Below are 26617 nucleotides of genomic sequence, written 5' to 3'. Positions count from 1 at the left end.
GATTGTGTTGAAAAACTCCTCCTTGCAATCGGGCTAAAGTATTGATTCTATGTCTTGGCAGACAAGCGGAGACGGTCGGATGATGGGTGAGCGGACGGTGGCGCAGGAGGCCCTGTTCTACAGCTTCAACCTGGAGCGGCATGTTCCGCAGGATCATTTGCTGCGCTCGATCGATCGGTTCGTCGACCTGTCGGGCATTCGCGAACATCTGCGTCCCTTCTACAGCTCGACCGGACGACCGTCAGTTGATCCCGAGTTGATGATCCGGATGCTGATCATCGGCTACTGCATGGGCATCCGGTCCGAGCGGCGGCTGTGCGAGGAGGTGCATGTCAACCTCGCCTATCGCTGGTTCTGCCGCCTGGGGCTGGAAGGCGATGTGCCCGACCACTCGACCTTCTCGAAGAACCGTCACGGTCGCTTCCGCGACAGTGATCTGCTGCGCCAGCTGTTCGAGACGACCGTGGCGCGCTGCATCGCCGAAGGACTGGTCGGCGGTGAAGGGTTCGCGGTCGATGGCAGCCTCGTGCGCGCCGATGTGAACCGCCAGCATGCCGTCGATCAGGCCGATGGCTTGCCGGACCCGGCCACCAGCCATGCCGTTCGCGAGTATCTGGCTGTGCTCGACGATGCGGCCTTCGGGGGCGCAACCCCGGTGCCGCCCAAGCAGTTGGCGGTGGCCGATCCGGCCGCACGCTGGACAGCGGCAAGCCGCGAGCGTGCCTTCTTCGCCTATGCCACCAACTACCTCATTGATCTCCAGAACGCAGTGATCGTCGATGTCGAGGCGACCACCGCCATCCGTCAGGCCGAGGTGACCGCCCAGCGCCGCATGATCGACCGGACGCAGGAGCGCTTCGGCCTCTGGCCCGAGCGGCTCGTGGGCGACACCGGATATGGCGATGCAAGGAACCTGTCCTGGCTGGTCGAGGAGCGCGGCATCGAGCCGCACATCCCTGTGTTCGACAAGTCTGCCCGCCGCGATGATACCTTCGAGCGTTCGGCCTTCACCTTCGACCATGAGGATGACAGCTATATCTGCCCTGCTGGCAAGCGGCTGCGCCAGAGGCAGAAGGTCTATCGCGAGGAACGTCCGTTCGTCGATGAGAACGGCATGTTGCGTTACCGCGCCAGCAAGCTCGACTGCAGTGCCTGCGCTCTCAAGCCGCGCTGTTGCCCGACCCAACCAGCGCGCAAGATCCTGCGTTCAGTCCACGAGGGCGCCCGTGATCTGGCCCGCGATATCGCCACGACCGACGCCTATCTGGTCTCGCGCCGCCAGCGCAAGAAGGTCGAGATGCTGTTCGCGCACCTCAAGCGCATCCTCAGGATGGATCGCCTGCGCCTGCGAGGTCCAAACGGCGCAAGAGACGAGTTCCTCCTCGCAGCCACCGCCCAAAACCTCCGGAAAATGGCCAAGCTGATCCCCATGCCAGCCACCACAGCCCCCGCATAAGCGGGGGCGAAGCCTCAGAGCGCCGCTCAGGCTCGCGCCAGCGCCGATCTCAGCGCCGGGTTTTTCAACACAATCGGCTGGAAACAGGCCAAAGCCGCCGCCCTTCAATCCCCGTGTTCGCGGCCGAAATCGGGGCGTTCGTCGTCCTGGCCTTGTTCGATCACCGCGCGGCGAATCGCGCGGGTGCGGGTGAAGAGGTCGAACAAAGCGTCACCATCGGCCGATCGGATCGCGCGCTGCATTGCGGTGAGATCCTCGGTGAAGCGCCCCAGCATCTCCAGCACGGCGCCCTTGTTGCTGAGGAACACGTCGCGCCACATCACCGGGTCGGAGGCGGCGATGCGGGTGAAATCGCGAAAACCGCCCGCTGAGTACTTGATGACCTCGCTCTGCGTCACGTCCTCGAGATCGCTGGCGGTGCCGACGATGGTGTAGGCGATAAGGTGCGGGATGTGGCTGGTGACGGCGAGCACGAGATCGTGGTGCGCGGCGTCCATCAGCTCGACCTTGGAGCCGAGCTGCGTCCAGAAGTCCGACAGGGCCTGAAGCGCGCCTGCATCACAGCCCTCGGGCGGGGTGAGGATGCACCAGCGGCCCGCGAACAGGGTGGCGAAGCCCGCGTCCGGCCCGGACTGCTCGGTGCCAGCGACGGGGTGGGCCGGGATGATGGTGGCCTGCGGCAGCGCCTCGGCCAGCGCAGCGGCGACCGCGGCCTTGGAGGAGCCGACGTCGCTGACGATGGCGTTGGGCTTCAGGCCCGGGGCAATGGCCCGCGCCGCCTCGCCCATCGCGCCAACGGGGACGCACAGGATCACAAGGTCGGCACCCGCCACGGCGGCCTCGGGGGTATCGGCGATGGTGTCCGCCAGCCCGCGCTCGGCGGCCCGCGCGCGGACGGCGGGGTCGCGGTCCCAGCCGGTGGTGGCGATGTGCGGCGCGCGCGCCTTGGTCGCGAGCCCGATCGACCCGCCGAGCAGGCCGAGGCCGATGATCGCGAGCGAGCGGATGGTCATGCCGCCTCTCCGCACAGCTGGCGCAGCGTGGCGATGACGTCGCTTGTCGCTGCGGTGGTGCCGATGGTGATGCGCAGGCTGTTCGGCAGGCCTTGCGAGGGCAGGTGGCGGACGGCGTATCCGGCTTCGGCCAGCGCGTCGAGCGCTTGGGTGGCGGTCACGTCGCCCTCGAAATGGACGAGGAGGAAGTTGGCTTCGCTGGGGCTGGTGGAGATACCGTGGTTGCCGAGCATCGCGATGGCATCGGCCAGTCGTTGGCGCTCCGTCGCATTGTGGTTGCGGCTGCGTTCGACGAATTGCTGATCGCCCAGCGCGGCGAGCGCGGCCTTCTGTCCGCTCACCGAGACGTTGAACGCGCCGCGCAGGCGGTTGACGAGATCGATCAGATGCGCCGAGCCGGTGACCCAGCCGACCCGCTCCGAGGCGAGGCCATAGGCCTTGGAGAAGGTGCGGCTGACCAGCACGTTCTCGTGCTTCGCCGCGAGGGCGAAGGCCTGAGTCTGGAAGGCGGGGTCGACATATTCGCCGTAAGCCTCGTCGACCACCAGCAGCACGTCGGCAGGCAGCCCGGCGTGGAGGCGGGCGACCTCGGCGGGCGGCAGGAAGGTGCCTACGGGATTGTTGGGGTTGTCGAGCAGCACCACGCGGGTCGCTGGCGTGACGGCGGCAAGCAGGTTGTCGACGCTGGCACCGTGGCCCTCGGGCTCGGCGAAGACCGGCGTGGCCCCGACCTTCTGCGCCAGCAGCGGGTAGAGCGAGAAGGAGTAGCGCGACATCACCACCGCGTCCCCCGGCCCGGCCAGCGCCTGCACCGCGCAGTGCAGCAGCTCGCCCGAGCCGGTGCCGCAGACGATCAGCGCCGGGTCGAGGCCGTGAACCTGAGCGATGGCCTCCCGCAAAGCCCGCGCATCGGGATCGGGGTAGTCGGCGGCCACGTGCCCCTCGGCCAGCGCCGCGAGCGCCGCAGGGCTGGAGCCCAGCGGGTTCTCGTTGGCCGACAGCTTCACCAGCGGCTTGCCGCTCGCCGACTTGGACTTGCCGGGGACATAGGCGTGGATCGCGCTGATCCAGGGTTTGGGTTCGGGTCTCGACATCGGACGTGCGCGATAGCCAGTTTGCGGGTGCGAATACAGCGCGAAAACGCGCGGGCGCCTGCGGTGCCGATTGACACGCGCGGGGGGCTACCCCAAGTCGCACGGCCAATGAACGCCGCTCCGCCTGTCTCCCCGGTCTACAAAGTCCCGCACCCCCTGCCGCTCGACAGCGGGCAGGCGCTGGAAGGCTGCGAGATCGCCTACGAGACCTATGGGACGCTGGCGGCGGACGAGCGCAACGCGGTGCTGGTGTGTCATGCGCTGACCGGCGATCAGTACCTCGCCAGCCCGCATCCGATCACTGGCAAGCCGGGGTGGTGGGAGCGGATGGTCGGGCCGGGCAAGCCGATCGACACCGACCGCCACTTCGTGATCTGCGCGAATGTCATCGGCTCCTGCATGGGATCGAGCGGCCCCGCCAGCCTCGCGCCCGACGGCGCTCCCTACGCGATGCGCTTCCCCGTCATCACCATCCGCGACATGGTGCGCGGGCTTGTCGCGCTGCTCGACGGGCTGGGGGTGGAGAAGCTCCACGCCGTCGTCGGCGGGTCGATGGGCGGGATGCAGGCGCTGAGCCTTGCCGCCAACTGGCCCGAGCGCGCCGCCCGCGTGCTGGTGATCGCCTCAACCGCGCGCCATTCCGCGCAGAACATCGCCTTCCATGAAGTCGGGCGACAGGCGATCATGGCCGACCCCGCATGGGCCGAGGGCGATTACTACGCGAGCGACGCGCGGCCCGACAACGGCCTCGCCGTGGCGCGGATGGCGGCGCATATCACCTACCTTTCCGAAGCGGGGCTGACCGAGAAGTTCGGCCGCCGCCTGCAGGACCGCGAGGCCAAGGGCTTCGGCTTCGACGCCGAGTTCCAGGTGGAAAGCTACCTCAGGTATCAGGGCAGCGGCTTCACCCGGCGGTTCGACGCCAACAGCTACCTCTACATCACCCGCGCGATGGACTACTTCGACATCGCCGAGGAGCATGGCGGCAAGCTGGCCGATGCCTTTGCAGGCACACAGGCGCGGTTCTGCCTCGTCAGCTTCGATACCGACTGGCTCTACCCCACCGCCGAAAGCCGCCACATCGTCCACGCGCTGAATGCAGCGGGGGCGAAGGTCAGCTTCGTGGAACTGTCCGCGCCGCACGGGCATGACAGCTTCCTGCTCGAACACGACCAGCTTGACCGGGTGGTGAAGGGGTTTGTGGAATGAGCTTGCGCCCCGACCTCGCTGCGATCGCCGCGCATGTGACGCCCGGCAGCCGGGTGCTCGACATCGGCTGCGGGGACGGCGCGCTGATGGCGGAGCTGGAAGCGACAAGCGGCTGCGATGCGCGCGGGATGGAGCTCGACGGCGCGCTGGTGGAACGCTGCGTGTCGCGCGGTCTCAGCGTGGTGCAGGGCGATGCCAATCTCGACCTCGCCAACTACCCCGACAAGGCGTTCGATTACGCGATCCTCAGCCAGACGCTCCAGACCGCGACCCGGCCCGACCTGATGCTCGACGAGCTGCTGCGCGTCGGCCGGCGCGCCTTCGTCTCGTTTCCCAACTTCGCCCACTGGCGCACCCGCGCGGCGTTGCTGCTGGGCGGGCGGATGCCGGTGACGCGGGCGCTGCCGGTCAGCTGGTATGAGACCGAGAACATCCACCACGTCACGGTCGAGGACTTTCGCGACCTTGCTAAGCTGAAAGGCGCGCGGATCGAACGCGCGTGGTTCTTCTCGAACGAGAAGCAGATCGGCGCGCCAGCGGCTAACTGGCGCGCCGAGTTTGCTGTGTTCGAATTGAGTAGATGAGCCACCTTCGGTGGCGCAGACCTCCCGCCCCACCTCCCCGCCCGGCCACCAATAGTACCACTATGTTATGGTGGCCGGGCGGGGAGGTGGGGCGGGAGGTCTGAGGGGTCACGCCAGTGACCCCTTCACATCAAGCCCTGTGCAGCATGCACAGCTTGTGCCCGTCGAGATCAAGCACGTAGCCGAGGTTCAGCGTTCCCATCGCGCCGGTGCGTGGGCCCGGGGGATCTTCGATCGACTTTCCGCCCGCCGCCACGGCTGCATCGTGGAAGGCCTGCACCTGCTCGAGGCTGTCGCAGGCAAAGCCGACGGTCGATCCGTTGGCGCAGGTCGCGGGCTGATCGTTGATCGGCTCGCTGATCGAGAACATCCCGCCATTGTGCATCCAGAAGGCGCGCTTGTGCCCGGTGGCGGCGACGTTGATCATCCCCGGCCCCGCGCCCAGCGTGGCGAGCACGGTGTCGTAGAAGGCCTTGGCGCGATCGAAATCGCTGGTCCCGATCATGATGTGACTGAACATGGAATTGCGTCTCCTCTCATAAGACAGGTTGCGGATTAGGACGGATCGCCCGCACCCGCAACGTGGATTTCGGTAGCCACAGGTTCAGGTGGCAGGGCATAGGAGAGGCCATGCTCATGCCCCTTTTCGCCGCCGCGCTCGCGCTTCAGGATGCTCCGCCGCCGGCTGCCGCCCCGCCGCCGCCCGCCGAGACCATCACGATCGAGGAGCTTCCCGTCGCCGACGCGGCTGCCGCGCGCTGCGCGGTAGCCTATGCCACCATCGGCCAGTGGCAGAAGGCGGGCGATCCGCGCGGCGCGGGCTATCCCGAGGTCACCGCCAGCGGCGGGCGCGAATTCTTCGTGCGGGTGATGGCGCAGCTGATGGACACAGGCCTGACGCGCGAAAACATCGTGATGATTGCCGCCAGGGGGGTCGAAAGCAACAACGGCCCCGAGGGCGAACAGCGGGTCGCGCAGATGATGCCAGCCTGCGAGTTGATGAAGTCCGCCGCAGGGCTGTAAATCCGGCAACATATCCCCGCACCCGCCGCGCGACCCGCTGGATTCGCTGCGGCAGATGGGGCATGGAATGGCCACCATGTGGCAACTCCATCAATTCCCGCTCTGCCCCTTCAGCCGCAAGATCCGGCTGCTGCTGAGCGAGAAGAACATCCCCTTCGATCTGCTGCGCGAGGACCCGTGGTCGGCCTCGGACATGTTCTTCAATTTGAACCCGGCCGGGCGCACGCCGGTGATCGTCAATCCGGAGAAGAACATCGTCATCCCCGATAGTCGCGCGATCGCGGAATATTTCGAGGAGACGGTAGAGCGCAATCCGATGATCAACGGCACCGCCACCCAGCGCGCCGAAATCCGGCGGCTGGTCGCGCTGTTCGACGAGAATTTCTACGCCGATGTCACTGCGCCCCTGCTGTCAGAGCGCATGAAGAAGCGGATCCTGCGCCAGCCGCCCGACAGCGGCGCGCTGCGCAACGCGATGAAGATGGCGCACGGGCATCTCGACTATCTCGACTGGCTGATCGACAACCGTCCGTGGGTGGCGGGATCGACCATGAGCCTCGCCGATCTGGCCGCCGCCGCGCAGATTTCGGTCGCCGATTACCTCGGCGGGATCGACTGGGCCGGGCACGAACAGTCGCGCGGCTGGTACGCCGTGTTCAAGAGCCGCCCGAGCTTCCGCCCGCTGCTCACAGAGCGGATGGAGACGATCAAGCCGCCTGCGCATTACGCTTTGCTGGACGGATAAGGGGCGCACGGCGCGGCGCGCGCGGTCCGCAACCTAATCCTTGTTCTTGGCCTTGTTGGCATTGAACTGGGCTACCGTCAGCACGGCGAACCCGACCGTAACCAGCCCCAGAATCGTCGGCAGCGGAACGTCGATCCCGGCAAACATCCGGGCTCCCAGAACAGCGAGAGCCAAAACGAATAGCATCATGCTGAGAACGCGCAGAACGGTAACGGGCGTCTTGTTGTCTTGCATGGCAATTTCCCCCGTGCTTATCGGCCCATAGCAAGCTGTCAGACTTGCCCCGCGCCCGCAAGGGGCCATATGGTTACCGTGACGCCAGACAGGCGCATCCGGGAGATGGCATGATGGACAAGCTCGAACTGAACGACGCCGAATGGCGCGAGAAGCTTACCCCGACGCAGTATCATATCCTGCGCGAGGCCGGGACCGAGCGCGCCTTCACCGGCGAATACGACAAGTTCTATGACGAGGGTGAATATCACTGCGCCGCCTGCGGGACGCAGCTGTTCTATTCGACCGCCAAGTACAACTCCGGCTGTGGCTGGCCCGCCTTCACCAAGCCCGCCGACGAGGAGGTGATCGAAGAGCACCGCGACGTCAGCTACGGCATGGTCCGAACCGAAGTGCGCTGCGGCAAGTGCGGCGGGCATCTGGGCCACGTCTTTCCCGACGGCCCGCCCGAGCAGGGGGGCTTGCGCTACTGCATCAATTCCGCCGCGCTGATCTTCACCCCGGCCGACAGCTGAGCCAATGCGCCGTCATGGCGGGGGAGATCGGTGTGCTTGCGGGTTCACCCCCGGTTAGAACTTCCCTATGCACAGGGGCGTTTTGCTGCCCCTTCGCCGGGGGGCTTTGGATGGGCAGGCTGAATGTCGAGACGGGGTGAGCAGTTGCAGAACAAAGGCGCGCGCGGTTCCCGCCGGGCGGCGGCCGAGCGCAATGCCGCGCCATCCCCTGATGCTGCGCCCAAAGGGCCAGGCGCAGGCCCGCCGCGCTGGCGGGTGTGGCTGAAGCGGTTGTTCCTGTGGGGCGGCGCGCTGGCGGTTCTGGGCCTGGTGGTGCTGGCCTTCGCGGTCGGCTTTGCCGCCTCCTCGCTGCCCGATTACGGCACCCTCAAGGCGACCCAGTCGGGCCAGACTATCGTGGTGCGCGCACGCGACGGGCGCGAGCTGGTCGAGATCGGGCCGAGCTTCGGCGAATGGCTCGAATATGGCGAAATCCCCAAGACCATGACCAACGCCATGGTCGCGGTGGAGGACAAGCGTTTCACATCGCACTTCGGGGTCGATCCGGTGCGCCTGACCGGTGCGGTGGTGGAATGGGTGACAGGATCACGCTCGCGCATCGGCGGCACCTCGACCATCACCCAGCAGCTCGCGCGCAACCTGTTCCTCAACAACAACCGCACCCCCGACCGCAAGGCGCGCGAGGCGGTGCTGGCGATGGCGCTGGAATGGAAGTTCTCGAAGGAGCAGATCCTCGAGCTTTATCTCAACAAGGTCTATTTCGGCGGCGGGGCCTACGGCATCGACAGCGCCAGCCGCAAATTCTTCAGCCACCCGGCGAGCGAGCTCAGCGTCGAGGAAGCCGCGATCATCGCCGGGCTGGTAAAGGCCCCCAGCCAGTATTCGCCCACCGCCGACGTGCAGGCCGCGGTCGACCGCGCACAGGTGGTGCTGAAGCTGATGCAGGAACAGGGCTACATCACCGCCGATCAGGCGCAGGTCGATGTCGGCACTGTGCAGCTGAAGCAGGACGCCGGGCAGAATTCGGTGCGCTACTTCACTGACTGGGTGCTGCCGCAGCTCGATATCATCCTGCCCGAAACCTACGAGCCGATCGAGGTGTGGACCACGCTCGATGTCGGGATGCAACGCGCCGCGACCGCCGCGATCGAGGCGAACACTCCGAACGGGGCGCAGGGCGCGCTGGTCAGCCTCGACCGTGACGGCGCGATCCTCGCGATGGTGGGCGGCACGGATTACGTCGCCAGCAACTACAACCGCGCCACCGCCGCGCTGCGCCAGCCGGGGTCGGCGTGGAAGCTGTTCGTCTATCTCGCGGCGCTCGAGGCGGGATACACCCCCGAGGACAAGGTCAACGACACGCCGGTGACCATCGGCGGCTGGAGCCCGCGCAACTCCAACGGGCGCAACGTGGGCGAGACCGATCTGCGCACCGCCTTCGCCTTCTCGATCAACACGGTCGCGGCGCAGCTCGGCAACGAGGTCGGGTTCGGCACGGTCGCTTCGATGGCGCGGCGGTTCGGGGTGAATTCCAAGATCGACACCAACCCCTCGATGGTGCTGGGCGCCTCGGAGATGCGGGTGATCGAGATGACTCAGGCCTTCGCCGGGATCGCGGCCAAGGGTTCGGCGGTCCAGCCCTATGGTATCACCAAGGTGACCGGCGCGGATGGCGAGGTGCTCTACCGTCACGAAGAGGTGCGCCCCTCGCCGCAGGTGCCCGATTATGTCGTCGCCGGGATAACCGATCTGTTGCAAGCTGCGGTGCAGACCGGCACCGGCCGCGCGGCGCAGATCGGGCGGCCGGTGGCGGGCAAGACCGGCACCACCTCGTCGAACAAGGATGGCTGGTTCATCGGCTTTTCCAGCGGGATCACCACTGGCGTGTGGATGGGCCGCGACGATGCCAAGCCCGTCCCCGGCCTCCAGGGCGGCCGCGCCCCCGCACAGGCCTTTGCCGCCTATATGCGCTATGCCGTCAAGAGCCGCCCGGTCGAGGAATTCGACGTCACGCTCAACCTGCCCGAATGGCAGCTGGAGCCCGACGAGGAAGCGATGTTCGGCAGCCCGGACGATTATTACTACATCGACGAACAGGGCAACATGGTCGAGCCCGGCACGCGCGAAACCGGGCCGGACCCCTTCGGCCCTGACGGCGAGCGCGGGGCCAATGCACCCCCTGCGGCAAGCGAGGAGTTCCTCGAACAGGCGACCGGCGGTGCGCTGCCGCAGAACCCCCGCCCCCAACGAGACCCGCAGCGCGACCCGCCGCGTCGTCCGCCGCCGCAGCCTGCGATCAAGCCCGGAGATCAGTAACGCGATCAATAGCGCGGTCAGTAAGGCGATACGAAAAGGGCGCCGGGATCATCTCCCAGCGCCCTTTCGTTTGTCGTGTCGCTGTCCCGCTTACCGCAGGCGCACCGCGATGAAGGCGGGCGGGGTGGTGCGGCGCTGGATGCGCAGCAGGATCGCCTCGCGGTTCTCGGCGGTGGCGGCATTGACCTGCGCCAGCAGCGCCTCGACCGTGGGGGTCGCCTGATAATTGGCCGACAGGATGATGTCGCCCCGGCGCAGGCCCTTGCGGGCCGCATCGCCATTGGGGTCGACCGCCGCGATCACCACGCCCTGCAAATCGGCCGCCACGCCAAGCGATCGGGCCACCCCGGCGTTCATCGGCATCACCTGCATCCCGAGCTTCTGCTCGATCGTGCCGTCTGAAGTGCCCGGGGCCATCGGCTCTTCCGCCTCGGGGTCGAAGGTCTGGTTCTGCTGGAGCAGTTCCGCCTCGGTCGGGCGCTTGCCGAGCGTGACGTTGATGTTCACCCGCTTGCCATCGCGCAGCACTTCGACCGGAATGGAGGTGCCCGGCTGGAGGTTGGCGACGAGGAAGCTGACGGTCTGATCGGCGGTCACGTCCTTGCCGTTGACCTTGGTCAGCACGTCGCCCGAACGGATCCCGGCCTTGGCAGCGGGGCTGCCGTCCTCGACCGTCTGGGCCAGCTCGCCCCGGCGCTTGGGCAGGCCGAGCGAGGCGGCGAAATCCTCGTCGATCGGCTGGAGCCGCACGCCCATGTAGCCGCGCTGGATTTCCTCGCCCGACCGCAGCTTCTGGACGATCGGCGCGGCGATTTCAGCGGGGATCGCAAAGCCGATCCCGACGCTGCCGCCCGAGGGCGAGAAGATCGCGTTATTGATGCCGATCACGTTGCCGCGCATGTCGAACAGCGGGCCGCCGGAATTGCCGCGGTTGATGCTGGCGTCGGTCTGGATGTAGCGGTCATAGGCGCCGCCTTGGCCGGTGTTGCGATAGACCGCCGAGATGATCCCGCTCGTGACCGTGCCGTTGAGGCCGAAGGGGTTGCCGATCGCCACCACCCAGTCACCCGGACGCGCCGCGCTCGAATCGCCGAAGCGCACGTAGGGGAAGGGCTTGTTCGACTTGATCTTGAGCACCGCGAGGTCGGACGCCGCATCCGCGCCGACCAGTTCGGCTTCGTATTCGGTGCCGTCGGTGGTGGTGATGGTGATCGATTCCAGCTTGGCGCGGCTGTCGGGCGGATTGATCACGTGGTTGTTGGTGACGACATAGCCGTCAGCCGAAATGATGAAGCCCGAACCCAGCGACTGCGCCTCGCGCGTCTGCGGCTCGCCGCCCCCTCCGCCGCGGCGGTTGAACAGTTCGGCAAAGGGCGTGCCGGCGAAGGGGTTATTGGCCACCTCGACCCGCTGGCGCGTGGCGATGTTGACCACCGCGGGCTGCAACTGCGCGGTCAGATCGGCAAAGCTGGCCGGAGCGCCTGCAACGGGCACCACCTGGTCCATCACTGCCCCGTCGTTCTGCGCCACCTGCGCGCCCAGCGGCGAGCCGGTGATCAGCGAAAGGGTAGCGCCGCCCACCAGCAGCGCGCTCGACAGTCCGTATACATAGCGCACGTTGTTCACGTCCTCTTGGTCCTTGTCCTTTGGCAGAATGCGCGACGGTGTCGGCGCGTTCCGCAAACCTTTTTCGCGGGGCCAGCCGGGTGGCTGGTGTGCTCCCCAAAATGCCCTTCGCGCGGCTTAACCCCGATTGAACGCCCCCCGCGCCCATCGCCGCAGGTCAGCGCTTGGTCGATTGCCTACCTTTGCCCCTTGAACTGGCGGAAGTACTCGCTGTCTTCCGACAAGACCATGGTGCTCTGGCCCTCGCCCTGCAGGAAGGTTTTGCGGTAGCTCTGCATGGCCCGGTAGAAATCGTAGAACTGCGGGTCCTTGCCATAGGCGTCGGCATAGATGCGCGCGGCTTCGGCGCCGGCTTCGGCCTGGATGATCTGCGCATCGCGCTGACCGGCGGCGCGGATCGTGGTCGCTTCTTCCTGCCGGTCGGTTTCCATCCGGGTGAAGGCTGCATCCAGCGGGCGGCCTTCGGGAAGGTCCGCCGCCTTGATCCGCACGTCGAGCACCTGCGCGCCGTAATTGCGCGCCTGCGTGTCGAGCGTGGCGGTGATGTTGGACATCGAGGTCCCGCGCTCGGCATTGATCAGCGACGAGAAGGGCACGCGCCCCAGCTCCTGCCGCAGCACCGAGGTGAGGATCGGCAGCAGCTGCATTTCGAACTGGGCTTCGGTCCCGGCACGCTCGACCAGCTTGACCGGGTCGATGATCCGGTAGCGGGCATAGGCATCGACCTGCAGCCGCTGCTGGTCGCGCGAGAGCACCTGCGTGCGCTGCATGTCGACATCGAGCACGCGGCGATCAATCATCCGCACCTGTTCGTAGAACGGAACGCGGAAATTGATCCCCGCCCCGGTCTGCCCATAGGGCACATCGGGCCGGAACTGGTTGAAGGTGCGCACCGGCTTACCGGCGGCGATCACCACCGCCTGATGCGTTTCGGGCACGATCACGACGCTCGACAGCAGCGCGATCACCACGACCACAGCGCCTATGATCAACGCCTTGGTGTTCTGAAGAAGCTCTTTCATCACCTTACTCCCCCTGCTGTGGTGCGGCGGCGGGCGCGGCCTGCGCGCGGCGCTTCAGCTCGGGCAGCGGCAGGTAGGGGGTAACATTGCCCCCTTCGACGATGGTCTTGTCGGTCTTCGACAGAATCTGCTCCATGGTTTCATAATAGAGGCGGCGGCGCGTCACTTCGGGCGCGAGCCGGTATTCCTCGTAGATGTCGTTGAACTCGGACGCGTCGCCCTGCGCGCGGGCGAGCAGCTGCTGCGCGACCGCGCGGGCGCGGTTGATCGCAGCGTCGGCATCCTGCTGGGCGCTGGAGACGTCCTTGAAGGCTTCCTCCACGCGGCCCGGCGGATCGACCTTGTTGATTTCGATCCCCTGCACGCTGATACCCGAACGATAGGCATCAAGCCGCGCCTGCATCCGCTCACGCACTTCCTGCTCGATCTCGGCGCGGCCTGCGCCGGTCAGCACAGTGTCGAGCTTTTGCCGCGCGACCGCGGCGCGCATCGCCGCCTCGCCGATTTCCAGCAGGGCGTTGCGCGGGTCATTGAGCTGATACTTGTAAAGCGTGAGGTCCGAGATGTTCCAGCGGATCAGGTAGCTGAGGTCGACGAGGTTCTGGTCGCCGGTGAGGATCAGCTTCTCGGTATTGGTGCCGGGAATTTCCTCAAGCCGGACCTGCGTCACGTTTTCCTTTTCGACCATGTGGATCGGCCAGGGCGCGGTCATCTGAATGCCGGAATCGAGCGTGCCGTAATACTTGCCGCCGAGCCAGTTCACCACCGCCTGCTCGCCGGGCTGGATCACGTGGAAGCTGGTCACCCCGACCCAGATCAGCGCGACGCCGCCGAGGATCACCGGCACCCAGCTCTTGCCGCCGGGGCGTTCGGGCAGGCGGAAGCCCGGCCCGCCGCCGGTACCGCCGCCGCCAGCGCGGCGCGGGCCTTCGGGGCCGCGGTTCCTGAAAATGTCCTCGATACTGGCCGAGCGGCGCTTGCCGGGCTCGCCCCCGCCGGGCAGCCACGGGTTGCGCGGGCCGCGTTCGCTGCCCCCATCGCCCCCATTGCTATCGCCCGATGCCCCGTCCTCGCCGGAACCATCGCCTCCGCCCGAGCCGCCCCAGGGGTTCTTTTTACCAGCCATGGCCAGGCCCTTGAGACCGGCGCCAAGACGCTCTTTCCAACCGTCCGTTCTTTGCATGGACTGTTTATAGGCACGCCAATCGGCGAAAAACAGGGGTTCGCTGCGTGAATTTGGTGTTAGAGGCGTGGCGCGATGAACAACACGTCCGACACGCCCCGCAATCCCGAAGCCGAAGAGGCGCTGATCCGCGCTGCGCTCAGCCCCGAAATGAACCATCGTCTGCGCTCGGCCCGGATCGTTTCGGGGCGCGCGGTGATCGTTGCCGAGGCGGGCGATCTGTCCGATGCGGGCCGCGCCGAACTCGAAGCCGCGATCACTGCCGCACTACTGCCGCTCGATGATGTGGACGAAGTGCGCATCGCGCTGACCGGAGAACGCCGCCGCCGCCGGTTGATCGCGGTGGGCAGCGGCAAGGGCGGGGTCGGCAAGTCGACGCTGACCACCAATCTCGCGGTCGCGCTTGCCCGGATGGGCCGCCGCGTCGGGGTGATCGATGGCGACATCTACGGCCCCTCGCAGCCCAAGCTTTTGAAGACCGAAGGCATCAAGCCCGCCGCCACCGCCGATGGCACGCAGTTGGTGGCGATCGACAGCCCCTATGGCGTCAAGGTGCTCTCGATGGGGCACATCGTTGCGCCGGGAAAGGCGCTGGCGTGGCGCGGGCCGATGACGGGCAAGGCCCTGTCGCAGCTGGTCGATGCCGACTGGGGCGACACCGATCTGCTGCTGGTCGACCTGCCGCCGGGGACGGGCGATGTGCAACTCTCGATGCTCTCGGCGCACAAGCCCGATGGCGCGGTGCTGGTCTCCACGCCGCAGGATCTCGCGCTGATCGATGCCGCGCGGGCCGGGCAATTGTTCGAACAGGGCGAGGTGCCGATCATCGGGCTGGTCGAGAACATGGCGGGCTATGCCTGCCCGCATTGCGGCGAGGTTAGCGATCCCTTCGGCCAGGGCGGTGTCGAGCGGTTCGCTACAGCGCTGGAAATCCCCTTCCTGGGCCGAGTGCCGCTGACGCTCGCCACCCGGATCGCGGGCGACCGGGGCGAGCCTCCGGCGGCGGGCGATGACGAGACGGCAGAACCGTTCCGCGCCATCGCCGAAAAGCTTGGCCGCTGGCTCGATACGGGGAAGATCTAGGCCGATGCAGGTTTCGCGGCGCGGACTTCTGGCAGGGGCGGCGGCGGGCGGAGGCCTGATCGTCGCCTGGTGGCTGATGCCGCGCAGCTATGCCACCCCGCTGGTCGCGGCGAGCGGAGAGCACGTGTTCGGCGCGTGGCTGAAGATCGCCACCGACGGCGTGGTCACGGTGGCCGTGCCGCAGCTGGAAATGGGGCAGGGGATCACCACGCTGCTCCCGCAGATCGTCGCCTACGAGCTGGGCGCGGACTGGCGGCAGATCGCGATCGAACCCGCGCCGGTCTCGGGCGCCTATGCCAATGTCCCGCTGGCGAAGAAGTGGATGGCGCTGTGGGACCCGGCTTTCGCCGGGCTGTCGGATGCCGGCGACGATCTGCTCGCGCTGCGCTTCGCGCAAGGTCAGCGCTTCAACGCGACGGCGGCAGGCACCTCGCTCGCGGCCTATGAGCTGCCCTGCCGTGAGGCTGCGGCGGCAGCGCGGGCGATGCTGGCGCAGGAAGCCGCCTCGCGCTGGGGCGCGTCGTGGGAGGAATGCGAGGTTGAGGGCGGGTTCGTGAAGCTGGGCGACCGGCGCTTGGGCTTCGGCGAGCTGGCCGAGGCGGCGGCAGGCTATACCCCGCCCGATCCGCCGCCGCTGCGGCCAGAGCCCCCGCGCGAACAGCCGCTGCCCGCCGATGTCGATGCCGCGCCGGCCTACCCCCGGATCGACCTGCCCTCGAAGGTCGATGGCACCTACCGCTTTGCCGGCGACGTGCGCCTGCCGGGGATGGTGTTCGCCTCGATCCGGCATGGCCCCGTCGATGGATCGGAGTTGACCGGGTTCGACCGCAAGGCGGCCGGCGGCGTGAGGGGGCTTGCGGGGATCGTCGAAAGCAAGCGCTGGCTCGCGGTCGCCGCCGACACTTGGTGGGGCGCTGAGGCGGCGCTCGCCGCGATGAAGCCCAAATTCGCCGCGCCGACGCCGGTGGGCAGCGCCGATATCGCCGCCCGGCTCGACACCCTGCTGACCGCGGGCGAGGCCCATGTCATCGCCGAGACGGGCTATGGCGGCGAGGCGCTGAAACGGGTCGATATCGGCCGCCGCTACGAGGTCGAACCTGCCTATGCCGCCCCGGTCGAAAGCGCGACCGCGGCAGCCCGGTTTGCCGACGGGCGGCTCGATCTGTGGATCGCCTCGCAGGCGCCCGAGCAGGCGCGCATCGCCGCCGCCCGCGCGATCGGCATCTCCACCGAGGATGTGGCGCTCTACCCCATGCCCGCCGGCGGCAGCTTCGATGCGCGGCTGGAGCACGACCATGCGATCGAGATCGCGCTGATCGCCCGCGCGCTGGGCCGCCCGGTGCAGCTGACCTGGCCGCGCCGCGACGAGCTGATCCGCGCCAAGCCCCGCGCTCCGGCGTGGCTGCTGCTCGGCGCGCAGATCGCCAAGGTCGGGCCGGACGGCACGGGCGGCGCGATCGACGCGATGCGCATCCGCATCGCCACGCCGCCCGCCGCGCTGGAATTCGGCAAGCGGTTGTTCGGCAATCTCACCAGCATGGCCGCGATCCGCGAGACCTCTGGCGAGCCCGATCCCATGGCCTGCGAGGGGGCGGTGCCGCCCTACCAGATCCCTGCGCTGCTGGTGGAGCACATCCCGGCGGAGATCGGCCTGCCGGTCGGCCGGGTGCGCGGCAATGCCCACGGGCCGACGATTTTCGCGATCGAAAGCTTCATCGACGAAATCGCCGCCAAGGCGAAGCGCGATCCCTTCTCGTTCCGCATGGCGATGCTGGGGAGCGACGTGCGGCTGGCGGCGTGTCTGCAACGCGCGGCGCAGCTGGCGGGGTGGGATGGCGGCACGGATCAGAGCGGGCAGGGCCTCGCCTGCGCGCGGATCGGCGAGGGGCCGGAGGCCGCGCGCATCGCCTGCGTCGCCACCGCGCGGCAGGGCGAAGGTGGGGTGCGGGTGATCCGCCTCTCGGTCGCCGCCGACATCGGCCGGATCGTCAATCACGATATCGCCAAGCAGCAGATCGAAGGCGGGCTGGTGTTTGGCATGGGCATCGCGCTGGGCAACCCCGTGCGGCTGCGCGGCGGCCTGCCCGAGGCGACGGATGACGGCGCGATGGGCCTGCCGACCCTCACCGATTGCCCCGAGATGCGGATCGAATTCATCGCCAGCGAAGCCCCGCCCGCCGATCCGGGCGAGCTTGGCACCGTGGTCGCACCGCCCGCGATTGCCAATGCGCTGTTTTCGGCTACGGGGTTGCGGTTGAGACGCCTGCCTTTACTTTCGGACGGCATATGATCCCGACAATTTTGCAACACAGGGCATCGGGCCGCGGCTGCGCCCGGAAACCAAACGCCTGCCAACCGTTAGGCGGTCTATGACCTGGCAGACCCAGCGCCTTCCGGGCGACCATCCTCCTGTGAAGAGCGGCAAGATCGGCGTGCTGCTGATCAACCTCGGCACGCCCGACGGGCCCGATCCGGATTCGGTCAAGCGCTACCTCAAGCAGTTCCTGTCGGACACGCGCGTGGTCGAGATCCCGCCGATCGCCTGGCAGCTGATCCTGCGCGGCATCATCCTCAACACGCGCCCGCAGAAAAGCGCCAAGGCCTATCAGAAGATCTGGACCGAACGCGGCTCGCCGCTGGCCGACATCACCGCGCGGCAGGCCGAGGCGATGATCGGGCGTTTCGGAGAGAAGGTGCAGGTCGATTGGGCGATGCGTTACGGCAACCCCTCGATCGAAAGCCGGCTGAAGGCGCTGATGGCCGACGGCTGCGATCGCATCCTGATTTCGCCGATGTATCCGCAATATTGCGCCGCCACCACCGCGACGGTGTTCGACGAGATCGCCCGCGTGCTCGGCAAGCTCCGCTGGCAGCCCGCGCTGCGCTTCGTGCCGCCCTATCACGATGATCCCAATTACCTCACCGCGCTGGCCGACGACCTGACCCGGCAGGTGCAGGCCCTGACGTTCAAGCCCGAGGTGATGCTGCTGAGCTTCCACGGGATGCCGCAGCAGACGCTGGAAAAGGGCGATCCCTATTACTGCCACTGCATGAAGACCGCCCGCCTGCTGCGCGAGGAACTGGCCACGCGGCCGGAATTCGCAGGCGTGCGGTTCGAGACCACCTTCCAGTCGCGCTTCGGCCCGGCGGCGTGGCTCGAGCCTTCGACCGACACGACGCTGATCGCGGAAGGCGAAAAGGGCACCAAGCGGCTGGTGGTCGCCGCCCCCGGCTTCGCCGCCGATTGCGTCGAGACGCTGGAAGAACTGGCGATCGAAGGCCGCGAGGAATTCTGCGAAGCGGGCGGCGAGGATTACGCCGTGCTCGATTGCCTCAACACCTCGGACCACGGCCTTGCGATGATCGAGGCGATGCTGCGCCGCGAGTTGGGTGGATGGATCTGAGGCGCGCTGCGGCGCTGGCGCTGGCGGCGGCCTGCTGGGCCGCCCCTGCCGCTGCCGCGGATGACTGCGAAATCCTCCCGCCGCAGGTCCGCGAGAGGGCGGTGTATGCCGGGTTCTCTGCAAAGCGGATGTGCGAAGCGGGCCTCAAGCCGCTGTGGCAAGGGCTGCCCGATGGAGCCGGGCAGGTGATGCGTTTCACCTTCACCTCGGGCCATGATCTGTTCTGGCGCAGCGTCACAATCACCGCGCGGCCCGATGGCAGCGGGTATCTCGAAGTGGTCGGCGGGGGTTTCGTGCGGAGGGATATCCGGTCGCCGTGGGTGGACCTCAAGCCCAAGCGGCGGCGGCTGTCGCGCAAGTCGATGGCGGCGCTAAACACGCTGGCCGAGCAATCGGGCACCTTCGATTACGAAGTCGGCACATGGCACGCAGGCGATCCGCCTGACACGCTCTACGTGCACTGCCAGACGCTCGAGCTCGAGCGCGCCGATGCGGCGGGCTATCGCTTTTCCGCAGTCAATATCGGCTGCAAGCGCCCGGAGAAGCTGATGCCACTTGTCGATGAGGTGATTCGGCTCGGCGGTATCGGCATGGTGCGCGGCAACTGGTCGGCGTATCAATGATGCCAGCCGCCCGGCACGGGAATTGACCGCCCGCGACATTTACACCAGACTCAGTTGCGAATCCGAACCTTCATCCGGAGCCCCGACCCATCATGGCCACCCTTGCCGAAGCCCCCAAGCCCCGCGACACCGCGCCCACGGATGCGCCCCGCCACTGGGGCGAGGGCCGCCTGACTGAGGCTGACCTTGCGCATATCCCGGGCGATGGCGGCTGGCCGCTGGTCGGCAACACCTTCACCATGCTCGCCGATCCGCACGCCTTTGCCGAGCGGATGATCAACACCCACGGCAAGGTCTACAAGAACCGCGCTTTCGGCGGCTGGCAGATCGCGCTGATCGGGGCGGAGGCGAACGAGCTGCTCTTGTTCAACAAGGACAAGATCTTCTCGAGCGAGCAGGGCTGGGGCCCGGTGCTCGACCAGCTGTTCCCGCGCGGGTTGATGCTGATGGATTTCGAGCACCACCGGATCGATCGCCGCGCGCTCTCGATCGCCTTCAAGCCCGAGCCGATGCGGCACTATTCGGGCGCGCTCAATCGCGGGATTGCGCGCGAAGTGGCGGGATGGGCCGGGCCGCGGCTGTTCTATCCCGACATCAAGAAGCTGACGCTCGACTTGGCGGCGGAAAGCTTCATCGGCCTGCCGTGGGGGCCGGAAGCCGACCGCATCAACGAGGCTTTCGTCGACATGGTGCAGGCCTCGGTCGCGCCGGTGAGGAAGCCGCTGCCCTTCACCAAGATGAAGAAGGGCGTCGATGGCCGCGCTTTTCTGGTCGACTATTTCACCAAGGAAACCCTGCGCCGCCGCGAAGAGGGCGGCGGGCAGGACATGTTCAGCCAGTTCGCCACCGCGACGCGCGAGGACGGCAGCCTGCTGCCGGTCGACGAGGTGGTCGATCACATGAACTTCCTGATGATGGCGGCGCATGACACGATCACATCCTCGGCAACCTCGCTGATCTATCACCTCGCGACCAATCCCGAATGGCAGGAGAAGCTGCGCGCGGAGATCATGGCGGTCACCGGCGGGCCGGATGGGGAGGGCAATCCCCGCCCGCTCGACTACGATGACCTCGGCAAGCTTGATCTGACCGAAATGGCCTTCAAGGAATCGCTGCGGATGGTGCCGCCGGTGCCCTCGATGCCGCGCCGCGCGCTCAGGGAATTCGAATATGGCGGCTACCGCATTCCGGCGGGCGCGATGGTGGGGATCAACATCTACTGGACCCACCATTCGGAGGAGTATTGGGACAAGCCCTTGATCTTCGATCCGATGCGTTTCACGCCCGACAAGGTGAAGGCGCGGCACAAATATGCCTGGGTGCCCTTCGGCGGCGGGGCGCACATGTGCCTCGGCCTCCACTTTGCCTACATGCAGGTGAAGATCCTGCTCGCCCAGCTCCTCCAGCGCTACCGCATCGAGGCTGCCGAGGGTTACAATCCCGAATGGCAGGACTGGCCGATCCCGCAGCCCAAGGACGGGTTGAAGGTGACCTTCACGCCGCTCTGATACCCGACGACCAGAACGGCGCATCCGCCGCATTCTGGCGCAGGGCCTGTTATCCGGCCCCCGATTGCGGCTAAGCCATGCGCCATGGCTCCTGAACCCTCCGACTCGACCCCCGACATGGACGACTATCGCGATCCCGATCCGTTCGAGGTCGAGGCGGCCGGCCACGGCTTCATCTTCTACCCGCACGGGCTTGATCGTCGGCGCGCGCTGGTCGACTTGATCGACAGCGCCGAGACGAGCCTGAAGGTGTTCTACTACCTGTTCGACAGCGATGAGTCCGGCACGATGGTGCGCGATGCGCTGGTTGCGGCGGCGCGGCGCGGGGTCGCGGTGATGCTGCTCGTCGATGATTTCGGCAATGACGCGGGCGAGGAATTCTTCGAGCCGCTCAGGGAGGCGGGCGGCAGCTTCGCGATCTTCTCGCCCAAGTGGGGCACGCGCTATCTGGTGCGCAATCACCAGAAGTTCGTGATCGCTGACGAGGCGCGGGTGATGACCGGCGGGGCCAATGTCTCGGACCACTATTTCGCGCCCCCTTGCGACAATGGCTGGTGCGATCTGTCGGTGGTTATCGAAGGCCCGGTGGTCGAGCAGTTCACCCGCTGGTTCGGCCTGCTCAAGGACTGGACCGATAGCGAGGCGGCCGGACGGATCAGCCGGCTGCGGCAGCTGCGCGATATCGTCAAGGAGTGGGACGGCGGGGACGGCCCGGTGCGGCTGCTGGTCGGCGGGCCACTGGTGCGACGCGGGCATTGGGCCTGGATGTTCCGGCAGGATCTGGTCGATGCGAAGCGGCTCGACACGGTGTCGGCCTATTTCTCCCCGCCGCGCAGCTTCCGCCGCCAGATGGAACGGTTGGCACGGCGCGGCAAGGCGCGGATGGTGATGGCGGGCAAATCCGACATCGGCGCCGCGATCAACATGGCGCGGCTGCTCTACGGCAGGCTGCTGCGCGCCGGGGTGACAATCTTCGAGTTCCAGCCGTGCAAGCTGCACATGAAGCTGCTGGTGGTGGACGATGCGAGCTATGTCGGCAGCGCCAATCTCGACAAGCGCAGCTTCCGGATCAACGTGGAGCTGATGGTGCGGATCGAGGATGCCGGGCTGGCGGAGGCCCTGCGCGGGCTGATCGATCATATGGAGGCGGCGAGCATCCCGATGACGCGCGAGCGCTATGCCCGCAAGGCGACTTTCGTCAACCGGATGCGCTGGCGGGTGGCTTACTGGATGAGCCTTGCCGATTACCGGGTGAGCAAGCTCGGCACGCGCTGAGTGCGGCTCATACCGCCTGCCCCGCCTCCCCACCCGGCCACTATATCATGATGTTATCATTGGTGGCCGGGTGGGGAGGTATGCGGTTCACGTCAGTGAACCACGATAACACACGTGATTAACGCGCATTTCATTCTCTACCCGTAGAAGCCCCGGAATGGGTTGGGGATTTCACACTTTTCGCACGCGCTTCGTGCCGCCGATTCCGGCGGCTATCCGCGACGATTTCACCCTGCTGCGCGCGCGGCGGGTCGAGACCCAGACCCCGATGATGTATCTGATGCTGCTCGCCACCACGCCGACGGCGGCCTGGGCGGGGGCGGCCGATCTGCACTGGGGGATCAAATACGGGATGCCCGCGCTGCTGGCGGTGCTGTGCGTGCTGGGGCTGATCGAAAACTGGCTTGCGCGCGGCCGCCGCATGAGCCTGCGCCGGGCGCAGCTGATCGTGAAGAAGGCCGCCAGCGTGTCAGGCTGGGTCGGGGTGATGTGTAGCAGCTGGGCGGTGCTCAACTGGTTTGCCTCGCCGGTCGAAAACCATTCCAGCTTCGCCATGATCATCGCCATGGGCTCGCTGGCGACGGCCTATTGCCTGTCCGCGATCCGCTTTGCCGCGATCCTCAACCTGGTGATCGGAGTGGTGCCGATTTCGATGCTGATGCTGGCCTCGGGTCGGCCGGCGCAAGTGGGGGCGGCGATGTCGCTGCTGCTGGGCACCGCGATCCTCGTGCGCTTCATCCTGCAAGGCCACGCGATGCTGGTCGATCTGCTGCAATTGCAGCACCAGACCCGCGATCTGGCTCACACCGACCCGCTCACCGGCCTCGCCAACCGCCGCGCGCTCGATGAACGGATCGCCGCGCTGCTGGCGAAGGGTGCTGGCAAGGGAGCAGACGCACCCGGCTTCAAACTGGCGCTGCTCGATCTTAACGGGTTCAAGCCGGTCAATGACGTCCATGGCCACGCGATCGGCGACAAGCTGCTGTGCGCGATCGCCGATCGGCTGCGCGAGACGATCGGGGATGACGGGCTGGTGGCGCGGCAGGGGGGTGATGAATTCGCGGTGCTGATCCCGCCGCACTCGCCGCTGCGTGACGCGCCGTTGGCGGAACGCATCCTGATCGCGCTCGCCCGCCCGCACGCCATCGACGATGTGCCCTTGCAGGTCGGCGCGAGCATCGGCGTGGCGCAATGGCCCGAGGACGGCGCCGATGCCGACGCGCTGTTCGAGTTTGCCGACCGCGCGCTCTATCAGGTCAAGGCCGAAACGCGCGCTGAAACCCAGCCGCAAGTGCCCAGCCTTGCGGCCAGCGCATAACCCCTCCTATTCGTAACCGTAGTCCGAATAGTCCTTGAAATTGGGCGAGGTGAACTTGGTGATGTCGCTCTGGAAGTGGAGCGGCACGTTGCCGGTCGAACCGTGGCGCTGCTTGGCCACGATCAGCGTCGCGCGGCCGACCATCTGTTCGAACTTCTCCTCCCAGGCGCGGTATTTTTCCTGCACGTCGGGGGTGGAGCTGGCGTCGGGCGTGTCGGGCTTGACCAGCAGGTGATAGTAATCTCCGCGGAAGATGAACCACACCATGTCCGCGTCCTGCTCGATCGAGCCGGACTCGCGCAGGTCAGAAAGCTGCGGGCGCTTGTCCTCGCGCTGTTCCACCGCACGGGAAAGCTGCGACAGCGCGATCACCGGAACCTGCAATTCCTTCGCCAGCGTCTTCAGGCCCCGGCTGATCTCCGAGATTTCGTTCACCCGATTATCGTTCGCCCGGCCCGAGCCTTGCAGCAGCTGCAGGTAGTCGACGATGATGAGGCCGATATCGTGCCGCCGCTTCATCCGCCGCGCGCGGGTCCGCAGCGCCGCGATGGTGAGCGCGGGCGTGTCGTCGATATAGAGCGGCAGCTCGGCAAGCCGCTGGCTGGCGCTGGCGAGCCGGTTGAAGTCCTCGCGGCTCAGCTTCCCGCTGCGCAGCGATTCGGAGGAAATCTCGGCCTGTTCGGCAAGGATGCGGGTCGCCAGCTGATCGGCGCTCATTTCGAGGCTGAAGAAGGCGACCGGCGCGCCATAGTTGAACTCGCCGCCCTGATGTTGCCAGTCGAGGTGCTTCTCGGCGCAGTTGAAGGCGATGTTGGTGGCGAGTGAGGTCTTCCCCATGCCGGGGCGCCCGGCAAGGATGATGAGGTCGGACGCGTGGAGGCCCGAGGTCTTCTGGTCGATCGTGGCAAGCCCGGTGGTCTTGCCCGACAGGCCCCCGCCCGATTGCATCGCCATTTCGGCAAGCTTAATCGCGTGCATCGCCGCCTCGCGGAAGGTCGAGGCTTCGCGGCCGGTCGCGGCGCCCTCGGCCACCCGGAACAGGTCGGCTTCGGCCTGCGCGATGCGGTCCATCGGCGAGGTGTCCTGCGAGGTATCGAGCGCGCCTTCCACCAGCCCGCGCCCCACGCTCACCAGCTCGCGCAGCAGGGCGAGGTCGTAGATCTGCTGCGCCAGCTCGCGCGGGGCGAGCAGGCCCGCGCCGCTGGCGGTCAGCTGCGCGAGATAGGACGTGCCGCCCAGCTCCTTCAACGCCTCGTCCGCCTCGAAATAGGGGCGCAGGGTTACGGGCGAGGCGGTGGCGTTGCGTTCCAGCAGCGCGAGAATGCGGGTGTAGATGCGATCATGCAGCGGCTCGAAGAAATGCTCGGCCCGGATCGGCACCTGCAATTCTTCCAGCACCCGGTTGTCGATCAGCACCGCGCCCAGAAAGGCGGCCTCGGCCTCGATATTGGCGGGCAGCTTGGGCAGGGCCGCATCGCCATCGGCGGCTTGCGGCTTGATCGGGGTGACTTTTTCGGGTTCGGCCATGGCGGCCTGATGCGCTCTGGGCGGGGTCGAAAGCAAGGCCCATCGCCGCCAATATTTATTTCGCATGCTGTGGATAGTGGGGAGAGTGCGTCGAAGTGCTTGAAGTGCGTGCCCTGCATCTGCGAAGGCGTTGAACCATGGCCGATCGCCCGCCCGATTCCCTGCCTGCTTCCTCCGCGCCCGGTGCTGCGGGGGGCTATCGCATTGCCCAGGTCACGCTCGACGAGGCGACGATCCTGTGGCGCAATGCCGATGTCGAGCAGGAACGCCGGGTCGCGATCTACGATCTGATCGAGGAAAACAGCTTCAAGCCGTTGCGCTCTGCCGAGCGCGGGGCGAGCGGGCCCTATCACCTGCACCTGTCGGTCACCGACGGGCGGCTGGCGATGGACATCGCCGACACCGGCGGGCAATTGCTCGAAACGCTGCTGATCGGCATGGCCCGCTTCCGCCGCCCGATCCGCGAATATTTCGCGATCTGCGACAGCTATTATCAGGCGATCCGCAAGGCGACTCCGGCCGAAATTGAGACGATCGACATGGCCCGGCGCGGCATTCACAACGGCGCGGCGGAGCTGCTGCTGGAGCGGCTGGAGGGCAAGGTCGATACTGATTTTGCCACCGCGCGGCGGCTGTTCACGCTGATCTGCGTGCTCCACATCAAGGGCTGAGGCATGGCGCGAGGGGGCAAGAAGACCGCGCGCCGCGCGCCGCGGCGCTGGATGTTCCGGCTGCTGGCGCTGGCGGCGCTGTTCGGCCTCGCCTTCGCGGCATGGCTGTGGTGGGACATGCGCAGCTGGCGACCCGACGAGGGGCGCTATCCCGAACAGGGCGCGCTGCTCCCGGCGGATGGCGCCTCGTTCAAGTTCCCCACCCTGAAAGCGGTGGGCGCGCAATTCGTCTATCTGCCGCTGGTCGACGAGCTCGCCACGCGCGGCGGCGCGAGCTTTGCCCAGCGCTTCGCGGCGGCGCGTGCGGCGGGACTGAAGGTCGGCGTGGTGCTCAATTTCGATCCTTGCGCACCCGCCGATGTGCAGAGCGGGGCCTTCGCGCAAATGGTGCCGCGCGATGCCGACCTGCTGCCGCCGGCGATCGGGCTTGGCGGCGTGGCTGATGGCTGCGATCCGAAGGTCAGCGATGCGGCGGTGGAAAGCGAGCTGATGACGCTGATCAACCAGATCGAGACTCATGCGGGCAAGCCGGTGATCCTCAAGCTCTCCCCCACCTTTCAGGCGCGGCACAACACCGCGACCACGCTCACGCGCGATCTGTGGCTGGCGCGCGACCGGGCGCGGCCAGACTATGCCGGGCGGCCCTGGCTGCTATGGAGCGCCAATTCCGCGCTGGTCACCGAGGCGAGCGAGGATCCGGTCGAATGGGTGGTGGTGCAGAAATGACGCTCGACGAAACGCAAGAACAGGCCCTCATCAACGCCGCCTTCGCTGCGGCCGAGCAGGCCTATGCGCCCTATTCCGACTACCCCGTCGGCGCGGCGCTGCTGTTCGATGATGGCGCGGTGATCACCGGCTGCAATATCGAGAACGCGAGCTATGGCCTTGCCCTGTGTGCCGAGACCGTCGCGGTCGCCAAGGCGCTGGGCGAAGGGCGGCGCGGCGGTCTCGTCGCGGTCGCGGTGGTGGGCCTCAAGGCCGACCGCGAGCCGATCACGCCCTGTGGTCGCTGCCGTCAGGTCCTCAACGAAGTCGCCGCGTTGGGCGCGACCGATCCGCTGGTGCTGTGCGTGAGCAAGGACGACGTGCGGCGGGTGGCGCTATCCTCCCTGCTGCCGCACGCCTTCGGGCCTTCGCACCTCGCCTGACCGGCACCTGAAAACAGAAACGGGCCGGAAGCCATGCTTC

Annotated in this window: 25 protein-coding genes; 17 read left to right on the top strand and 8 right to left on the bottom strand. The window is 67.1% G+C overall.

The genetic code is table 11. The features are described from left to right. The first annotated feature begins 79 nt into the window (after positions 1-79). Complete coding sequence (locus BZF59_RS06250; protein WP_086606213.1) at positions 80-1456, top strand: IS1182 family transposase; 1377 nt, start codon at positions 80-82, stop codon at positions 1454-1456. 104 nt (positions 1457-1560) lie between these two features. On the opposite strand, the gene BZF59_RS06245 is transcribed toward BZF59_RS06250, so the two are convergent. Beyond that, positions 1561-2469, bottom strand: a complete 909-nt coding sequence (locus BZF59_RS06245) for a prephenate/arogenate dehydrogenase family protein (RefSeq protein ID WP_086607369.1) — start codon at positions 2467-2469, stop codon at positions 1561-1563. After that, positions 2466-3563, bottom strand: a complete 1098-nt coding sequence (locus BZF59_RS06240) for a pyridoxal phosphate-dependent aminotransferase (protein ID WP_086607368.1) — start codon at positions 3561-3563, stop codon at positions 2466-2468. The genes BZF59_RS06245 and BZF59_RS06240 overlap by 4 nt, the downstream gene beginning before the upstream one ends. A gap of 108 nt (positions 3564-3671) precedes the next feature. On the opposite strand from BZF59_RS06240, the gene metX reads away from it, so the two are divergent. Further along, positions 3672-4772: a homoserine O-acetyltransferase MetX gene (gene metX / locus BZF59_RS06235; RefSeq protein WP_086607367.1), complete on the top strand. Its 1101-nt coding sequence runs from the start codon at positions 3672-3674 to the stop codon at positions 4770-4772. Then, positions 4769-5356 (top strand): methionine biosynthesis protein MetW, encoded by a 588-nt coding sequence (gene metW / locus BZF59_RS06230; protein WP_086607366.1) that lies wholly within the window; start codon positions 4769-4771, stop codon positions 5354-5356. The genes metX and metW overlap by 4 nt, the downstream gene beginning before the upstream one ends. Positions 5357-5486: 130 nt before the next feature. Here metW and BZF59_RS06225 read toward each other — a convergent pair whose 3' ends face one another. Continuing rightward, positions 5487-5876 (bottom strand): VOC family protein, encoded by a 390-nt coding sequence (locus tag BZF59_RS06225; RefSeq protein WP_086607365.1) that lies wholly within the window; start codon positions 5874-5876, stop codon positions 5487-5489. 110 nt (positions 5877-5986) lie between these two features. Here BZF59_RS06225 and BZF59_RS06220 point away from each other — a divergent pair, with 110 nt between their 5' ends. Beyond that, positions 5987-6379 (top strand): hypothetical protein, encoded by a 393-nt coding sequence (locus tag BZF59_RS06220; protein ID WP_086607364.1) that lies wholly within the window; start codon positions 5987-5989, stop codon positions 6377-6379. Between the two features lie 76 nt (positions 6380-6455). Next, positions 6456-7124 carry a glutathione S-transferase family protein gene (locus BZF59_RS06215; RefSeq protein ID WP_086607404.1) on the top strand — a complete coding sequence of 223 codons (669 nt, stop codon included), beginning with the start codon at positions 6456-6458 and terminating at the stop codon, positions 7122-7124. A 33-nt stretch (positions 7125-7157) separates the two neighbouring features. Here the strand turns inward: BZF59_RS06215 and BZF59_RS06210 are convergent, their stop codons facing one another. After that, positions 7158-7358 carry a hypothetical protein gene (locus BZF59_RS06210; protein WP_086607363.1) on the bottom strand — a complete coding sequence of 67 codons (201 nt, stop codon included), beginning with the start codon at positions 7356-7358 and terminating at the stop codon, positions 7158-7160. Positions 7359-7468: 110 nt separating this feature from the next. Between BZF59_RS06210 and msrB the strand changes: the two genes are divergently transcribed. Together msrB and BZF59_RS06200 are read left to right on the top strand one after the other, a co-directional pair. Beyond that, positions 7469-7873, top strand: a complete 405-nt coding sequence (msrB, locus tag BZF59_RS06205; RefSeq protein ID WP_086607362.1) for a peptide-methionine (R)-S-oxide reductase MsrB — start codon at positions 7469-7471, stop codon at positions 7871-7873. A 123-nt stretch (positions 7874-7996) separates the two neighbouring features. Further along, on the top strand, positions 7997-10189 hold the full coding sequence (locus BZF59_RS06200; RefSeq protein WP_086607361.1) for a transglycosylase domain-containing protein: 2193 nt from the start codon (positions 7997-7999) through the stop codon (positions 10187-10189). Between the two features lie 90 nt (positions 10190-10279). Here BZF59_RS06200 and BZF59_RS06195 read toward each other — a convergent pair whose 3' ends face one another. From BZF59_RS06195 to hflK, 3 genes are all read right to left on the bottom strand, one after another. Further along, on the bottom strand, positions 10280-11815 hold the full coding sequence (locus BZF59_RS06195) for a Do family serine endopeptidase (RefSeq protein ID WP_086607360.1): 1536 nt from the start codon (positions 11813-11815) through the stop codon (positions 10280-10282). A 176-nt stretch (positions 11816-11991) separates the two neighbouring features. After that, positions 11992-12837 (bottom strand): protease modulator HflC, encoded by an 846-nt coding sequence (gene hflC / locus BZF59_RS06190; protein ID WP_086607359.1) that lies wholly within the window; start codon positions 12835-12837, stop codon positions 11992-11994. Positions 12838-12841: 4 nt separating this feature from the next. Continuing rightward, the gene (hflK, locus tag BZF59_RS06185; RefSeq protein WP_086607358.1) at positions 12842-13963 is read right to left on the bottom strand and encodes a protease modulator HflK; all 1122 of its coding nucleotides are present in this window, start codon (positions 13961-13963) and stop codon (positions 12842-12844) included. Between the two features lie 132 nt (positions 13964-14095). Here hflK and BZF59_RS06180 point away from each other — a divergent pair, with 132 nt between their 5' ends. From BZF59_RS06180 to BZF59_RS06150, 7 genes are all read left to right on the top strand, one after another. Next, positions 14096-15103, top strand: a complete 1008-nt coding sequence (locus tag BZF59_RS06180; protein WP_211277358.1) for an Mrp/NBP35 family ATP-binding protein — start codon at positions 14096-14098, stop codon at positions 15101-15103. A 4-nt stretch (positions 15104-15107) separates the two neighbouring features. After that, the gene (locus BZF59_RS06175) at positions 15108-17393 is read left to right on the top strand and encodes a molybdopterin cofactor-binding domain-containing protein (RefSeq protein WP_086607357.1); all 2286 of its coding nucleotides are present in this window, start codon (positions 15108-15110) and stop codon (positions 17391-17393) included. A 79-nt stretch (positions 17394-17472) separates the two neighbouring features. Next, a complete protein-coding gene (gene hemH, locus BZF59_RS06170; RefSeq protein ID WP_086607356.1) occupies positions 17473-18507 on the top strand; it encodes a ferrochelatase in 1035 nt (344 codons plus the stop codon). Further along, positions 18498-19130, top strand: a complete 633-nt coding sequence (locus tag BZF59_RS06165) for a hypothetical protein (RefSeq protein WP_086607355.1) — start codon at positions 18498-18500, stop codon at positions 19128-19130. The genes hemH and BZF59_RS06165 overlap by 10 nt, the downstream gene beginning before the upstream one ends. A gap of 92 nt (positions 19131-19222) precedes the next feature. Continuing rightward, a complete protein-coding gene (locus tag BZF59_RS06160) occupies positions 19223-20638 on the top strand; it encodes a cytochrome P450 (RefSeq protein WP_086607354.1) in 1416 nt (471 codons plus the stop codon). Between the two features lie 84 nt (positions 20639-20722). Beyond that, a complete protein-coding gene (locus BZF59_RS06155) occupies positions 20723-21913 on the top strand; it encodes a phospholipase D-like domain-containing protein (protein WP_086607353.1) in 1191 nt (396 codons plus the stop codon). Positions 21914-22070: 157 nt separating this feature from the next. Next, positions 22071-23231 carry a GGDEF domain-containing protein gene (locus tag BZF59_RS06150; protein ID WP_086607352.1) on the top strand — a complete coding sequence of 387 codons (1161 nt, stop codon included), beginning with the start codon at positions 22071-22073 and terminating at the stop codon, positions 23229-23231. Between the two features lie 6 nt (positions 23232-23237). Here BZF59_RS06150 and BZF59_RS06145 read toward each other — a convergent pair whose 3' ends face one another. Continuing rightward, on the bottom strand, positions 23238-24758 hold the full coding sequence (locus BZF59_RS06145) for a replicative DNA helicase (RefSeq protein WP_086607351.1): 1521 nt from the start codon (positions 24756-24758) through the stop codon (positions 23238-23240). A gap of 137 nt (positions 24759-24895) precedes the next feature. Here BZF59_RS06145 and BZF59_RS06140 point away from each other — a divergent pair, with 137 nt between their 5' ends. The 3 genes from BZF59_RS06140 to BZF59_RS06130 are packed head-to-tail and all read left to right on the top strand — an operon-like array spanning position 24896 to position 26577. After that, positions 24896-25429, top strand: coding sequence for a UPF0262 family protein (locus BZF59_RS06140; RefSeq protein ID WP_245806049.1), 534 nt, complete (start codon positions 24896-24898; stop codon positions 25427-25429). Between the two features lie 3 nt (positions 25430-25432). After that, positions 25433-26155, top strand: a complete 723-nt coding sequence (locus tag BZF59_RS06135; protein WP_086607350.1) for a glycoside hydrolase family 25 protein — start codon at positions 25433-25435, stop codon at positions 26153-26155. Continuing rightward, entirely contained in the window at positions 26134-26577 is a 444-nt protein-coding gene (locus BZF59_RS06130; protein WP_425429560.1) for a cytidine deaminase, read from the top strand. The genes BZF59_RS06135 and BZF59_RS06130 overlap by 22 nt, the downstream gene beginning before the upstream one ends. Positions 26578-26617 lie beyond the last annotated feature (40 nt).

The organism is Erythrobacter donghaensis (assembly GCF_002155425.1).
In the GTDB taxonomy this organism is placed as follows: Bacteria; Pseudomonadota; Alphaproteobacteria; order Sphingomonadales; family Sphingomonadaceae; genus Erythrobacter; species Erythrobacter donghaensis.
The sequence above is the reverse complement of the archived record's forward strand: the minus strand, read 5'-3'. Positions and strand labels throughout refer to the sequence as shown.

Bases quoted from the DNA above. Each gene is read 5' to 3' on its own strand.
- BZF59_RS06250 (WP_086606213.1), top strand. From the start codon at position 80: ATGATGGGTGAGCGGACGGTGGCGCAGGAGGCCCTGTTCTACAGCTTC.
- BZF59_RS06245 (WP_086607369.1), bottom strand. From the start codon at position 2,469: ATGACCATCCGCTCGCTCGCGATCATCGGCCTCGGCCTGCTCGGCGGG.
- BZF59_RS06240 (WP_086607368.1), bottom strand. From the start codon at position 3,563: ATGTCGAGACCCGAACCCAAACCCTGGATCAGCGCGATCCACGCCTAT.
- metX (WP_086607367.1), top strand. From the start codon at position 3,672: ATGAACGCCGCTCCGCCTGTCTCCCCGGTCTACAAAGTCCCGCACCCC.
- metW (WP_086607366.1), top strand. From the start codon at position 4,769: ATGAGCTTGCGCCCCGACCTCGCTGCGATCGCCGCGCATGTGACGCCC.
- BZF59_RS06225 (WP_086607365.1), bottom strand. From the start codon at position 5,876: ATGTTCAGTCACATCATGATCGGGACCAGCGATTTCGATCGCGCCAAG.
- BZF59_RS06220 (WP_086607364.1), top strand. From the start codon at position 5,987: ATGCTCATGCCCCTTTTCGCCGCCGCGCTCGCGCTTCAGGATGCTCCG.
- BZF59_RS06215 (WP_086607404.1), top strand. From the start codon at position 6,456: ATGTGGCAACTCCATCAATTCCCGCTCTGCCCCTTCAGCCGCAAGATC.
- BZF59_RS06210 (WP_086607363.1), bottom strand. From the start codon at position 7,358: ATGCAAGACAACAAGACGCCCGTTACCGTTCTGCGCGTTCTCAGCATG.
- msrB (WP_086607362.1), top strand. From the start codon at position 7,469: ATGATGGACAAGCTCGAACTGAACGACGCCGAATGGCGCGAGAAGCTT.
- BZF59_RS06200 (WP_086607361.1), top strand. From the start codon at position 7,997: ATGTCGAGACGGGGTGAGCAGTTGCAGAACAAAGGCGCGCGCGGTTCC.
- hflC (WP_086607359.1), bottom strand. From the start codon at position 12,837: ATGAAAGAGCTTCTTCAGAACACCAAGGCGTTGATCATAGGCGCTGTG.
- hflK (WP_086607358.1), bottom strand. From the start codon at position 13,963: ATGGCTGGTAAAAAGAACCCCTGGGGCGGCTCGGGCGGAGGCGATGGT.
- BZF59_RS06180 (WP_211277358.1), top strand. From the start codon at position 14,096: ATGAACAACACGTCCGACACGCCCCGCAATCCCGAAGCCGAAGAGGCG.
- BZF59_RS06175 (WP_086607357.1), top strand. From the start codon at position 15,108: ATGCAGGTTTCGCGGCGCGGACTTCTGGCAGGGGCGGCGGCGGGCGGA.
- hemH (WP_086607356.1), top strand. From the start codon at position 17,473: ATGACCTGGCAGACCCAGCGCCTTCCGGGCGACCATCCTCCTGTGAAG.
- BZF59_RS06165 (WP_086607355.1), top strand. From the start codon at position 18,498: ATGGATCTGAGGCGCGCTGCGGCGCTGGCGCTGGCGGCGGCCTGCTGG.
- BZF59_RS06160 (WP_086607354.1), top strand. From the start codon at position 19,223: ATGGCCACCCTTGCCGAAGCCCCCAAGCCCCGCGACACCGCGCCCACG.
- BZF59_RS06155 (WP_086607353.1), top strand. From the start codon at position 20,723: ATGGCTCCTGAACCCTCCGACTCGACCCCCGACATGGACGACTATCGC.
- BZF59_RS06150 (WP_086607352.1), top strand. From the start codon at position 22,071: ATGGGTTGGGGATTTCACACTTTTCGCACGCGCTTCGTGCCGCCGATT.
- BZF59_RS06145 (WP_086607351.1), bottom strand. From the start codon at position 24,758: ATGGCCGAACCCGAAAAAGTCACCCCGATCAAGCCGCAAGCCGCCGAT.
- BZF59_RS06140 (WP_245806049.1), top strand. From the start codon at position 24,896: ATGGCCGATCGCCCGCCCGATTCCCTGCCTGCTTCCTCCGCGCCCGGT.
- BZF59_RS06135 (WP_086607350.1), top strand. From the start codon at position 25,433: ATGGCGCGAGGGGGCAAGAAGACCGCGCGCCGCGCGCCGCGGCGCTGG.
- BZF59_RS06130 (WP_425429560.1), top strand. From the start codon at position 26,134: ATGGGTGGTGGTGCAGAAATGACGCTCGACGAAACGCAAGAACAGGCC.